A 12,729-nucleotide genomic window follows, 5' to 3' on the forward strand; every position below is an offset into this window, starting at 1 on the left:
CCAAGAAGTCTGCTTGATCCTTTTTTTATTTACTGACTATTTTTTATACTTAGCTTAGCGTAGTTTCGCGCGGTTCCTTATTCATTTCCAAAATGAATGGTCTTATTCTTCTGGTTCTAAAACTTTTTTCCATTAAAATGTAATAGAAATAAAAAACACCACAATACAGCGTATTATGGTGTTACATGAATATGTGGTTTGATTAGTTTTTTGCTAAGACCATTTCTGGTTCTTCTTTTCCGCCATGACAGGTTTTACAGGAAATAGCTTTGGCAGGCGAGCTATCCCAGCTTCGATTAAAATACTTTTTGTTTATCTTTTGGGTCATCTTAATCATCGCTCGTCCAATCTCTTTTTTGTGGTTATCATCACTCGCAAAATCCATTTTTTTGGGATCTTCCTTCGACGGTGCATGACAGAAACCACATTTTACACCCAATGCGACATTAAATTCCTTCATAGTGGAAATTAATTCATCGTGGGAGATATTTTTGGGAAGAACTTTGAGATTAGTCGGTTTTGGTTCTTCTTTAGGTTTTTCCTGTTGGAAGCTAAATGCACTCAAAGCAATGGCAATAGCAAACACAGATGCAATTGCACCTAATTTATTTATTTTTTTCATTTCTCTTTTCCTTTATGCTTACCTAAATATAGGGAGAAAGAGATAATTTTCAAACAGAAAATGAAGTTAATATGACAATTTAGATTGATTATTATTTACGTACTGCATTATCCACAACCCAAGATTGGCTATTGGATTGATAATTAATTTTCAGCAACTTTCCTTCGATCTTCACGTCTTTTAAGAGTGTTGTATCAGTAGAAGTCCAAGTGCTATCATTGGTTTTATCAAATCGAACGCCTGTAATATTTGGGATGCCTGTGAAAAACTCAATTTTATAAGTATCGGTACCATCACGAAGCACCCGTATCAGGCGATTATCCCGGTCCACTTCAATGGAATTGCCTTGGTATTTAACACGACCGATAAAGCTGCCGGAAGCGTCCGCAGCACCACCTGTATTTTCATTTTTTTTACACGAGATAAATAAGATAACGAATAAAACGGGCGAGACTAAAGGCTTAAACAACTTCATGTGTGTAATTTTTGTGCTAAAATAAGCTTTTTTGGCCAAAATCTCAATTGATCAATCCAGAAATGATGTTAATGGTCAATGCAACGACAAACGTATTTAAAGCAAAGGAGAGGAGGCCATGAAATAATGCTACTCTTCTTATTTTTTTTGACGATATTTCCACATCAGATACTTGAAAGGTACAGCCCATCACAAATGAAAAATAAGCAAAATCTAAATAATCTGGATGGTCATCTCCTGGAAACTCCAGTCCAGCTCCATTTGCGTGATGTTCGTAGTATAATCGCGCATAATGAAAGGTGTATATGGTGTGAACCAATATCCATGAAGCCAACATGGCCAGCATACAAATAATGATAATGTAGGCATCATTCAGCTGTTTATCCTTACTTGATATGATAATCATTAATACTGAAATAAAACAGCCTATGGTCACTAAAATAATAAAAAGGGATACAAAGAGACGGCTGCCATCTTCCTGCTGTGCTTTGCGCGCAATGGTAGAAATAGGTGTGGTGTAGAATGTATACCAAGATATAGAAACGTAGGCAAGACAAAAACCAAGCCAGCACAACATTAAATTGAGCAAGGGAATGGTTTTAATGGGAGAGATGAAGTAGATCAATAAAAAAATACAGACCGAAATCATTGCCCTATGAATGGACTGCATTCGATGTAGGTAATAGTTTATTTTTTCCATTTCAGTTCTATTAACAATCAAACTGTTCTTCTGCATCAAAAATCAATGGATTGCCATGATTGGAAAGCAGCAGTAATAGTGCCTCTTCCTCATAATTCCTTGGATTGGAAAAAATAAAATCCAGCGCGCCATCCCGGTCAATATCTCCAACAAATAATGTCCTCATAAATACATGGTCATATTGATCTACCTGGAAAAGTGTCTTTTCTTTACCTCCATTGGTTGCGCTATAGTTGAGTTTATAATTGGCAACCTCATGAAATACTTTCTCGTGACCGTTTTCGTCGGTTTGCACTTCAGTTGATCTAATATCACCCACTGCTTTGAGGGTAACTTTTTGGTTTTTAAAAGTATACTGGACAGATTCTTTTGGCCAGATTTCGGCTTGATTTATTTTGACATGTTCAATGAGACCAGGCTTAAGTCCGCTTAACTTCAAGAATAACAATGAATTTCTGCGTGATTCGACACTCTTAGACGGTACCTGAGCACACTCGTCAAAACCATCTTTAATCACATAATCCGCCTTTGCCAAGTAATATTGTCCACTTTCTTCGTAAAGATCATACCATTCTTTATTTAAGACAGCCGTTGGGTCTTCCTTCTCCCAGATACGGTAACTACGAACAAGGAAAATCTGACCTTTAGCAGGGTCTGCTTTTTGGTAAATAGAAGATGTTGTATCATCCACAGTCGATACCGCTAAACTGTCTGATACTATTTTTGCATCAGGTCGATCTTGCTGTTGTTTTGTTGTCTGGTTTGAACATGCCTGCAGGGAGAGCAAACCCAATATCAGGCTGAAGGAAAAAAAAACATTCATATGCGGTGAATTTTGCTTAAATATATAAAATTCACCGTATATAAAGTAGTTTGGATTCTTACGTAAGAATTTCTTTCAACAATGATAATGAATGGAGACACTTTTCATCATCAAAGATATAGGAAGTCGCCATGATCTCGTCCACTTTGTGATCGTTTACGAATTTTTCTATTTCCGGAAGGATTTTAGGGCCATCGCCAATAAATGCACAGGAAGCCATACTTTGCACAGCTTGCTCTATCGCGGGAATGCCTTTGTAGATTACCTCTTGAGTAGGTTCTGAAAGTGGTCTTCTGGTATTTGTCACAATACCAGCGAATAGATTATAGAAGCTTGTTGCTAAGAAATTGGCTTCTTCCGTACTATCGGCAGCGATAACATTGACACAAGAGATGAAATATGGTTTTTCTAAGGTATTAGAAGGAACAAAATTTTGATGATAGATCATGCTTGCTGAGGCAAACTGTGCCGGAGCAAAATGCGTTGCAAAAGCATATGGAAGACCTAAGCTAGCAGCTAAATAGGCACTATCGGTACTTGACCCGAGGATATAGAGTGGGATGTCCAACCCTTCTCCTGGAAACGCACGTACTTTTGCGTCGTAGTTGTCTCCACTGAAGTAGCGCTGTAAGTCTTTTACCTCTTGTGGAAACTGAAAGGCTGTATTCAAGTTGTTTCTGCGCAAAGCCATTGCGGTCAATTGATCAGTGCCCGGTGCACGTCCCAAACCGAGGTCAATACGCCCGGGAAACAAGGTTTCTAATGTTCCAAATTGCTCTGCAATGACTAAAGGAGCGTGATTTGGTAACATGATCCCACCAGAACCCACGCGTATAGAACTGGTGTTTGATGCGATATGTTGTATGAGGAGTGAGGTTGCTGAACTGGCAATATATTCCATATTATGATGTTCGGCAACCCATATCCTTTCAAAATCTAATTTTTCTACATGTTGGGCCATTTTTACGGTGCGAGCCAACGCGCTTGCTGTATTTTCTCCTTTTTTGATCGGAGCCAAGTCCAATGCTGATAACGCTATTTTATCCATGCATTAAAATTACGGAGAAGTTATTCGACAATTGTAATGAAAATGTCTATTCTAAAATACGTTGTGTATGTATGACACTAAATTGATCATTCACGGTTGTCGTGAAAAATGTGAACGAGTCACCAGCGTCTTTGATTTTAAATTTCTTTTTGATCTCTTCGGTCTTCAAGGGAAAATTTTTGGCGATGATATCGGAATTCAATGCTCTTTTATTTTTCTTAAAATCTGTAAATGATTCCACCTCTTTGATGATGAATGTTTTACCGGGAAAATTTTCGATCTTTTGATCGGAGGTGTAGAGATGGGTATTTTTATGGAGTTTTTTTACGTTGAATACTTCGGCAATAGTCTTAAATGCTCCGGCTTTGGAGAGAGCTACATCCGGTTCGTATAAATAGGATAGCGGCCTACTGTAGTCATTTGAAATTGCACGTTCATTTTCGTAAGTGAAAGATATAATCTGCTGTTGTTCTTGATATAACCTGACCGCGTGGATGCAAGGTTCAGCTTCGTATCCTTTCTCCTGCACGAAGATAAGTTCTTTGCAGTCATTTTGCAAAGAGACGACATAAACGTCCTTAACATGTTGCAGCATGTGTATTGCTGCAGAAATATCCAATAGTGGAGCTAGCTTACTTATTATTTTGTTGGCATGTTTGAAAAATTCATCTTGCAAGGCAACCAAATTAGGTTCACATTCATCAAGTAGAAACACTTTTTTGTTTTGAACTCTTCTTGAAGGATCCAAATAGATATAATCAAATCTTCTCTTTGGATCGTTTAGTATATATTCAACTCCATTTGCCGCAATGATCTGAAGATTTTCTGCTTTCAATATCTTTGCATTATGTTGGGTGATTGCAGCGAGTTCGGGATTGAGTTCGCAAGATGTTACTTGCTTTGCCCGTTTAGAGAAGTAAAAGCTATCAACACCGAAGCCACTGGTAGCATCAATTAAATGGCTGTTTTTTTCGATGAGTGAACTTTTAAATAATCCGGTTTTCTCGGAAGAACATTGTTCGAGATTGAGTTTGGTGGGGAAGTAAATCCCTGCTGTTTCGGCCCATAGTGGAATTTTGCCGCTCGCCCGTTGTCTACCATCGAGTTGTGCCGCGAGCTCGGAAGATGATATTCCTTCAAAAGGAGATTTTTTTAAAGCGATTTTAGTCGGAGACTCCAGTTTGTTTCGTTCTAAAAACTGTTGAGCCTCCTCTTGAAGGATTAATGTGTTCATTTATATTTTCTTAACGAGAAGTTGGCAAGTATAGGTATCCTTTAGTTCGCTAATAACTTCTTTATCAACCAAAACGCGATCAATGGTTTCTTGATTATAATAACGGATTGTAATGAGTTCTAGCCCAGATTCATACCTGACTTTGAATTTTTGCTCCAGTTCGTTAATTAAGTCGACTAGATTTTTTCCAGTATCATCGACGGAAACCGTAAAGTTGATCGCCGTATTATGCATCATATTAATTTTAATACGATGTTCATGAAATAGGTTGAAGATGTCTCTCAGATTGTCTTCAACGATAAATGAGAAATCCCTCGGGGAGATGGAAATAAAAATCTGGTTCACCTTAAAGATGAAGGAAGGCACAGGTAAAGTTTGGTTTGTACTCTTTATCATTGTTCCAGGTGAGTCAGGGTCCACAAAGGATCGCACATTTAATGCGATCTTTTTATTCTGAAGCGGCTTGATTGTTTTCGGGTGAATAACCGTAGCCCCATAATAGGTAAGCTCGATAGCATCGGTATAAGATAGCTCAGGAATCAACTCGGTTTTCTCAAACCACTTCGGATCCGCATTAAGTACACCTGGAACGTCTTTCCATATAGTTACATTTTCGGCATTTAGACAAGAAGCAAAAATTGCCGCAGAGTAATCGGAACCTTCACGGCCTAAAGTGGTTGTGAAATTTTCAGAGGTAGAACCTAAAAATCCCTGCGTAATTACAATATACTCGTCTAGGATGGCTGGCAGTTCGGCACGGATTTTTTCTTCCGTTTTGTTCCAGTCTACGACAGCTTCGCGATAGGTGTTGTCCGTAAATATATAATCTCGTGCATCTAGCCATTTTACCTTTTCACCAATGAATGCAACGTAGGCTGCAACAATCTTGGTGGAGATAAATTCACCCATCGAAACAATTTGATCGAAAAGATAATCATATGAATCTTGAGGTGCTTCCTCTAAAATCCACTCGATCTCCACAAAGCAGTTGGAAATCTCATCAAATATAGGATGTTCAGCTTCAGGGAATAATTCTTGAAGGATTTGAAAGTGAAATGCTTTCGCCTCTTCAAGTGTCTGAAATTGGTTCCCCGTGTTGTTAAAATATTCTTTGGTCAATTTCTCTAGAAGGTTTGTTGTCTTTCCCATGGCGGATATGACGACTAACAAGGCGTCGCCTTTGTATTTAGAAATAATCCGCGCCGAATTTCTGACACTTTCAGCATCTTTTACTGATGCACCCCCAAATTTAAAAACCTGCATTTATTTATTAGTTTAGTTGATTGCTAGTTGATACTATTAATATAGTGTAATCCTTTTTCTGAAATCAGATGTTTAAATGTTGTATAGGGAATACGTAATTCAGTATTTCCTTCAGCATAAGATTTGATTTCGTATACGTTGTAGTAAAACAGGATGTCGTTTTTTTCAAAAGTGAAGTTATCGGCCAAAGAAAATTTACCATCTTCAAAAAAGTACTTTCCATTTAGGGAATCATCAGCACTTAATCCTTCTTGCTTACGGAAGTATTGCTCGGCGATTTGAACGAATTTATTTTTGTTCTCTTCCTGAATGACATCATTGATTGTAATTGCACTGTTAGATTGACGATCAAAATTGGAGTACAGCGTGAAATGGTCCCCATGCGCTCCACCAGTATATTCCTCTTGTTTGGTTCTTATACCCAAGAAAACAGGTGTATTGACGATCACATCAATCTGTAGATCCCGACTCCAGGTTGATGTAGATTTGCCATTATTGTCTTCCACATATTCGTTGTATGAATTTATAAAGCGATGTGCTGCATCTGCCATGCTTGTGTCGCCTTCAAGATGAACGATACTTGATATGAGGGTATTGATTTTATTTTCTTGGAAAATCGGGTATTTTGCGCGAAAATAAGTTGTGTCCAAGCGATCATCTTCTTTTAGAAAATAATTGCTATGCTCATCGATGATTTTTTGACTATAGGAAAGTGTGTCTGTGGGCTGTTTCGCTATAGCGGCCTTTTTGTGGTCACTGCAAGCGGACAGAACGCAGCTAATAAATAATACTATTAAAAAAAAGTAAAATCGCATTGAATTGATGATTCTCGTTATTTAATACGTGATTGACACATTAATCCATTCGGCATCGAAGTTTGCTTTATATTTTTCATAAAACTTTATAGCTGGCTCATTCCAATCGAGGACCTGCCACACCATGCCATGAAATCCACACTGTTTGCCGTAAGCTAAAGTTTTATCAAAAAGCAGCTTGCCTATCCCTAAACCTCGCATTCTTTCGGTAACAATCAAATCTTCCAAATAGAGTCTTCTACCTTTCCAGGTTGAATACCGGACATAATATAATGAAATTCCGACAATTTCGCCATCAACTTCGGCAACAAATGCACCCCAAACGGGATTCTTTCCAAATCCTGCATCTTTAAATTCTTCAAGCGACACGGTGACCTCGTCCGGTGCTTTTTCAAAAATAGCTAATTCTTTAATTAGCTCAAGCATTTGGATGCAATCACTTTCAATTGCCTCTCGTATCGTTGTTTTAATCATTGTTTTTGAAGTGTTTGATTACTCTTTTGCCAAATATTGTGCTTCCAATCCGTACCATTGTCGAACCTTCTTCAATCGCTAGCCTATAGTCTGAAGACATTCCCATGGATAGGATATTGAAATACTCTTGCTTCCGGTAGAAACTTACCTTAATTCCATCGAATAACATTTTTAACTCATAAAATTCGGCTTTAATTACCTTTTCATTATCTGTATTGGATGCTATGCCCATTAAGCCACAGATCCGAATATTTTTTAATTCAAGAAACTCGTCGTCGCGAAGAAGTTCGATTAGTTCAGCATGGTCGAAACCGAATTTTGTTTCTTCTTCTGCAATATATACTTGCAGCAAACAGTCGATTGTGCGGTTCGCTTTCTGCGCATGTTTGTTAATTTCCTTTAATAATTTTAAAGAATCAACTGACGCAATTAAGCTCACGAATGGTGCGATATATTTGACCTTATTTGTTTGAAGGTGACCAATCATATGCCACTGAATATCATTAGGTAAAAGAGCGGCTTTTTCGACTAATTCTTGAACATGATTTTCACCAAATATACGCTGTCCCGCCTCGTAGGCTTCCATAATGTCCGAATTGGATTTTGTTTTTGAAACTGCTACAAGTTGTACGCCAACAGCCTCGGTTTCCAATCTTAACGCTTCTAAATTACTAGCAATACTCATTTCCGATATAGTTTTGATGATGTAAAAAGTGCCAAATGTCGGTGCTTTTTGTAAATTTGTACAAAACTACAAAATGCTACGATTAATACTGAATCTACTTGCAGTGATTTTTTTATTTGGTTCTTGTATCGGAACTGGAGGGAAAGATATTATCTCCAAAAGTAAGTTTGTGGATGCATTGACCGAAATCCAACTGACAGACTCCTATCTCAATATTTTACCCATTGACAGCGCACGTAAAGTAATGTTGCCTTTGTATCAAGTGACCTTTGATAAATATGGATTGGATTCGGTTTCTTTTCGAAAGAACTTAGACTATTATGGTAAGGATGCTGAAGTGATGTCTGCGATTTATAAAAAAGTGGAGGATAATTTAACGAAGGAAAATAAGATTTACGCCGATATAGAACGGAAAAAGCAAGATTCAATTCGAACGCGCGATTCAATCCAGAATATGCGTATTCAAGATAGCACCAATCGCGTTATGCGTGCACAACAGGCTTATCAGGAACGAGTTGCAGCACTTATCCATTATCTGCCTAATAAGACGAAATTCACCTTTAGAGAAGCTTCTTCCTTGTTTAATACGAACTTTCAAACAAAGACTGGTATAAGCATGAACGGCTATCTCATGAACCAATTGTCGGTCGGTAATTCAAATTTACCAATTGAATCGCCTTCTCCACAGAAAGATACGGTTTCCCAACTGAAAACACCTGGTACTTCAGTCAAGGATACTCTTGTGATACAAAACCATGTGGAGCCACAATTACCAACAAGTGAATTGGAAAAAAGACCAATTCTTACACCGCCACGGCACATTAAGCCGCCGACGGAACTTTAACCATCAAAGAATATAATTTCTATGGTATATCCAATAAATGCAATTGATAAACTCGGATTTTCCGAGATAAAAGATAAAATAAAACAAAAATGCCTAAGTGAGTCTGGACGTGAGCTAGTTGAAAAAATTCAACCTCAAACCCGGTTTGACCAAATCGACCGATTTCTAAGACAGACCAGTGAGTTTAAGGATCTTCTAATGAATGATGGCGCATTTCCTGTTGAAAATTTCTTTCCGCTTAGATCCATTATCGAGAAAGCTCGAGTCGAGGGCGCGTTCTTACTCGAGGATGAATTTTTTCGGGTATTACTATCCCTCAAGACTGTTTACGCTATTATCCGTTATTTTAATGAGCGGGAAGGTCTCTATCCCAATTTAGAGGTATTGTTTGAGCATTTACCGATCGAGAAGGGGATTATTCGCGATATCGAAATGGTCATTGACGAGCGTGGAAAGCTTAAAAATAATGCTTCCCGATTACTGTTGGAAATAACCCAACAAATTCAACGGGCAGAACAGGAGGCCCTAAAACGTATCAATAGTATCTTTAAGAGCGCACAGGACAGCGGATGGACAGCGGATGGGAATCTGACGATACGGGATGGAAGGCTCTGTATTCCTATTCTTGCGGAAAATAAAAGAAAGCTCAAAGGTTTGATTCATGATGAGTCCGCTACGGGACAAACTGCTTATATAGAGCCTGAAGAAGTATTTCAGTTAAATAATAAAATTAGGGACCTAGAGTTTGAACGTAGGCGTGAGGTCATCCGTATTTTAGTCGAACTAACGGACAAGATCCGGCCACATATTCCGCTCTTGCTTTCCTATCACAGCCTATTAACCAAAGTAGATTTTGTGCGAGCGAAAGCACTTTTTGCCTTGGATATTGAGGCGGAGATGCCCGAGTTATCGAAGGAGGCTGAGATTAATTTGGTCAATGGTCGACACCCGCTTCTATTGCTGAATCAGCATCATATTGTTGTTCCATTGAACATTCAAATCGATCATATTCAGCGTATTATTGTTGTATCGGGGCCGAATGCTGGTGGGAAATCTGTGTGTATGAAAACGGTTGGTCTTTTGCAAATCATGGTGCAATCGGGCTTATTAATACCAGCGGAACCAACAAGTAAAGTCGGTGTTTTTAAGCAGCTATTTGCAGATATAGGGGATGATCAATCCATTGAAAGTGACTTAAGTACCTACAGTGCGCATCTATCCAAAATGAAATATTTTACGGAATTTGCAAATGGACGTACTTTGGTACTGATCGATGAGTTTGGAACCGGTACCGACCCTTTGTTTGGCGGACCTATTGCTGAGGCTGTATTGGAATCCCTTAACAAAAAACAAATCAGGGGAGTTGTGACCACCCACTATTCAAATCTCAAAGTTTTTGCCAGCAATACGACAGGTCTGGAAAATGCTTCAATGTTATTTGATAATCGCGAAATGAAACCGATGTATATCCTACAAATTGGTAAGCCAGGAAGCTCTTATGCTTTTGAAATCGCACAGAAAATAGGATTAGGTAAGGATATTTTGGAGTCTGCTAAAAGTAAAATTGGTGTTCAGCAGAAGAAGGTAGATACATTATTGATCGATCTTGAGCGAGAAAAGAAGGAGGTGTTTGATACAAAAGTTGCTATTAATAAGCGTGAAAAGGAACTGGAGTCAATTAAATCGGAGTATTTGGAATTACAAAGTTATTTAGAAGAAAATAAGCGTGTAATTTTGAAGAAGGCGAAAGAGGAGGCGCAGCAAATTATTAAAAGTTCGAACAAGCTAATCGAAAATACGGTAGCGCAGATCAAATCTGCAAAAGCGGATAAGGAGAAAACTCGTGAGTTGCGCAGCAATTTGGATAAGGCACTTCAAGCTGTTCTTCCCAAAGAGCAAAAACCGGCGAAGCAAATCGTCAAAGAAAAAACGCCTGAAGCCACCGAATTAAATATTGGGGATTGGGTACAGATTATAGATAATGGTGCTGAAGCGCAGATTGTCGAAATTGCAAAGAACAACCTTATTCTTGCCATGGGGGAACTTCGCACTGTTCAAAAGCGAAAGAATGTGATTAAACTCGAAGGGCGGGAAGGGAAGAAGTCTGCAAAAAGTCTATCAAGATCATTATCTTCTGGCAGTGTAGCTGATTTCAAGCCAGAACTTGATTTAAGAGGAATGCGCACAGAAGACGCACTGCATGAATTAGAACGTGTTTTGGATCGGGCCGTCATGATAGGTTATCCGTCCTTAAAAATTATTCATGGTAAAGGTGATGGTATTTTGCGCAAATTTATTCGCGATTACCTTCGTAAATATAGTCATGTAAGCCGTTTTGAGGACGAACATCAAGATCGTGGGGGCGATGGTATAACTTACGCTTATCTATAGTCTTAATTGCACGGAGCTGAGCATGTTCGAAGCTCCGTGTTTCATCTTTCTGTAAAGTTCGGTATGGAGAATATCATTAACTTTTTGACTAGTGAGCCATTGTTAAACGCTCTCACTTCAATTCTGTGTGGGAGTTTAATTGGTTTTGAACGTGAGTATAGGAATAAATCTGCTGGATTTCGGACGGTAGTGCTTATTTGTTTCGGTTCGGCGATGTTTACTATTGTTTCCTGTTTGTTTATTGGCAATAGTACTGATCGCGTTGCTGCAAATATTGTGACTGGTATAGGCTTTATTGGTGCTGGTGTGATCTTTAAAGGCAAACTATCGGTTAGTGGTCTCACAACAGCGGCCGTTATTTGGGCGACAGCTGGTATTGGCATGTTTGCCGGATTGGGGCAACTGGTTTATGCGATTTCCTTTGCTGTTTTTATGGTGGTAATACTCGCGCTTTTTCAGCGGATCGAAATTCTTTTGGCTCGTTACTACCTAGTCCGTTCTCTACACGTAAAGTTTAGTTCCAATGAGTTTTATCACTTACATGAGTTTGAACAATTGGCATTGGATTTTAAGATTAAAGCTACCAGGCGTGTTATTGAAAAGATTAGTGGTAAGTTAGAAGTAATGTATGATATTTCTGGGAAAATGACCGATTTAGATCGTTTTAACCAACAATTGGCAGGTTCATTAGTTATAGATGAGTTTTATTATAACAAATAAACACATCTATAACTAACCTCATTGTAGCTTAAGTCGTTTCTTTACCTCCGAAAGTAATCAAAACCATACCTGAAATGATGACAAACATACCCAGTACCTGCTGCCAGCTCAATGAACTTTTAAAATATAGCGCCATCGCCAATTGGACAGTCAGAAATGTGCCACCAGAACATAAGGCTATTACGATAGGTTGAGAGACGTTCTTAAATAACTGCACAAGAAACCAACTTGCTGATAAAAGAATAATGTTTCCTATAATTAAAGTTGTCCATTTATACTTTGGATGTATCCCGCCAAGTTTAAACAGGATAGATGAAATAATTTGACAGGCCCAAAATGCCACAAAATATATATAGTTCAGCATGGATTTTTTATTCGTATCTACTATAAGCACTATTAAAAGATTGGCGCATCAATGCGAATTGATCGATCACACTCTTCAGAAATTCTTCGTCAAGTAAATCAAAGACCCCATTTACACCTCCAATTATATCCATTTCTGCAATTTTATAAGATTGTTCTAAGTTTCCTTGTTCAAATTTAATAATGAATTTTTGATTCATACCAAAGATTGAAATCTTGCAATCGGGATGGGGGAGTTCAGCTATTAATCTCATTTAAATTTTGTGTTTTTT

The 12,729-nt window shown here is 38.3% G+C and carries 15 protein-coding genes; 3 read left to right on the forward strand and 12 right to left on the reverse strand.

The annotated features are described in order from the left end of the window. Positions 1–202: 202 nt before the first annotated feature. The 10 genes from B2O97_RS07175 to B2O97_RS07220 form a co-directional block, all read right to left on the reverse strand. Positions 203–622: a c-type cytochrome gene (locus tag B2O97_RS07175; RefSeq protein ID WP_070564210.1), complete on the reverse strand. Its 420-nt coding sequence runs from the start codon at positions 620–622 to the stop codon at positions 203–205. Positions 623–713: 91 nt separating this feature from the next. Continuing rightward, entirely contained in the window at positions 714–1,097 is a 384-nt protein-coding gene (locus B2O97_RS07180; RefSeq protein ID WP_286751870.1) for a hypothetical protein, read from the reverse strand. 43 nt (positions 1,098–1,140) lie between these two features. Beyond that, positions 1,141–1,797, reverse strand: coding sequence for a DUF1345 domain-containing protein (locus B2O97_RS07185; RefSeq protein ID WP_286767197.1), 657 nt, complete (start codon positions 1,795–1,797; stop codon positions 1,141–1,143). Between the two features lie 10 nt (positions 1,798–1,807). Further along, complete coding sequence (locus tag B2O97_RS07190; RefSeq protein WP_070564203.1) at positions 1,808–2,620, reverse strand: hypothetical protein; 813 nt, start codon at positions 2,618–2,620, stop codon at positions 1,808–1,810. A 58-nt stretch (positions 2,621–2,678) separates the two neighbouring features. Next, positions 2,679–3,668 carry an LLM class flavin-dependent oxidoreductase gene (locus B2O97_RS07195; protein WP_286710288.1) on the reverse strand — a complete coding sequence of 330 codons (990 nt, stop codon included), beginning with the start codon at positions 3,666–3,668 and terminating at the stop codon, positions 2,679–2,681. Between the two features lie 46 nt (positions 3,669–3,714). Then, on the reverse strand, positions 3,715–4,902 hold the full coding sequence (locus tag B2O97_RS07200; RefSeq protein WP_115048679.1) for a THUMP-like domain-containing protein: 1,188 nt from the start codon (positions 4,900–4,902) through the stop codon (positions 3,715–3,717). Next, complete coding sequence (locus B2O97_RS07205) at positions 4,903–6,165, reverse strand: aspartate kinase (RefSeq protein WP_115048681.1); 1,263 nt, start codon at positions 6,163–6,165, stop codon at positions 4,903–4,905. 23 nt (positions 6,166–6,188) lie between these two features. Beyond that, on the reverse strand, positions 6,189–6,980 hold the full coding sequence (locus B2O97_RS07210; protein WP_112374796.1) for a DUF3298 and DUF4163 domain-containing protein: 792 nt from the start codon (positions 6,978–6,980) through the stop codon (positions 6,189–6,191). A 21-nt stretch (positions 6,981–7,001) separates the two neighbouring features. Continuing rightward, positions 7,002–7,454 carry a GNAT family N-acetyltransferase gene (locus tag B2O97_RS07215; RefSeq protein WP_112374797.1) on the reverse strand — a complete coding sequence of 151 codons (453 nt, stop codon included), beginning with the start codon at positions 7,452–7,454 and terminating at the stop codon, positions 7,002–7,004. Further along, a complete protein-coding gene (locus tag B2O97_RS07220; RefSeq protein WP_112374798.1) occupies positions 7,447–8,139 on the reverse strand; it encodes a YggS family pyridoxal phosphate-dependent enzyme in 693 nt (230 codons plus the stop codon). The genes B2O97_RS07215 and B2O97_RS07220 overlap by 8 nt, the downstream gene beginning before the upstream one ends. A 73-nt stretch (positions 8,140–8,212) precedes the next feature. On the opposite strand from B2O97_RS07220, the gene B2O97_RS07225 reads away from it, so the two are divergent. The 3 genes from B2O97_RS07225 (at position 8,213) to B2O97_RS07235 (ending at position 12,094) form a co-directional block, all read left to right on the forward strand. After that, positions 8,213–8,983, forward strand: a complete 771-nt coding sequence (locus B2O97_RS07225) for a DUF4296 domain-containing protein (RefSeq protein WP_112374799.1) — start codon at positions 8,213–8,215, stop codon at positions 8,981–8,983. Between the two features lie 21 nt (positions 8,984–9,004). Beyond that, positions 9,005–11,374, forward strand: a complete 2,370-nt coding sequence (locus B2O97_RS07230; RefSeq protein WP_115048683.1) for an endonuclease MutS2 — start codon at positions 9,005–9,007, stop codon at positions 11,372–11,374. Positions 11,375–11,437: 63 nt separating this feature from the next. After that, the gene (locus B2O97_RS07235) at positions 11,438–12,094 is read left to right on the forward strand and encodes an MgtC/SapB family protein (protein ID WP_112374139.1); all 657 of its coding nucleotides are present in this window, start codon (positions 11,438–11,440) and stop codon (positions 12,092–12,094) included. Positions 12,095–12,122: 28 nt separating this feature from the next. Here the strand turns inward: B2O97_RS07235 and B2O97_RS07240 are convergent, their stop codons facing one another. Both B2O97_RS07240 and B2O97_RS07245 read right to left on the reverse strand, forming a co-directional pair. After that, positions 12,123–12,458, reverse strand: coding sequence for a hypothetical protein (locus B2O97_RS07240; protein ID WP_231585243.1), 336 nt, complete (start codon positions 12,456–12,458; stop codon positions 12,123–12,125). A gap of 7 nt (positions 12,459–12,465) precedes the next feature. Further along, positions 12,466–12,711, reverse strand: a complete 246-nt coding sequence (locus tag B2O97_RS07245) for a hypothetical protein (RefSeq protein WP_046673390.1) — start codon at positions 12,709–12,711, stop codon at positions 12,466–12,468. Positions 12,712–12,729 lie beyond the last annotated feature (18 nt).

The organism is Sphingobacterium sp. UBA865 (assembly GCF_002295765.1).
GTDB classification, from domain to species: Bacteria; Bacteroidota; Bacteroidia; order Sphingobacteriales; family Sphingobacteriaceae; genus Sphingobacterium; species Sphingobacterium multivorum.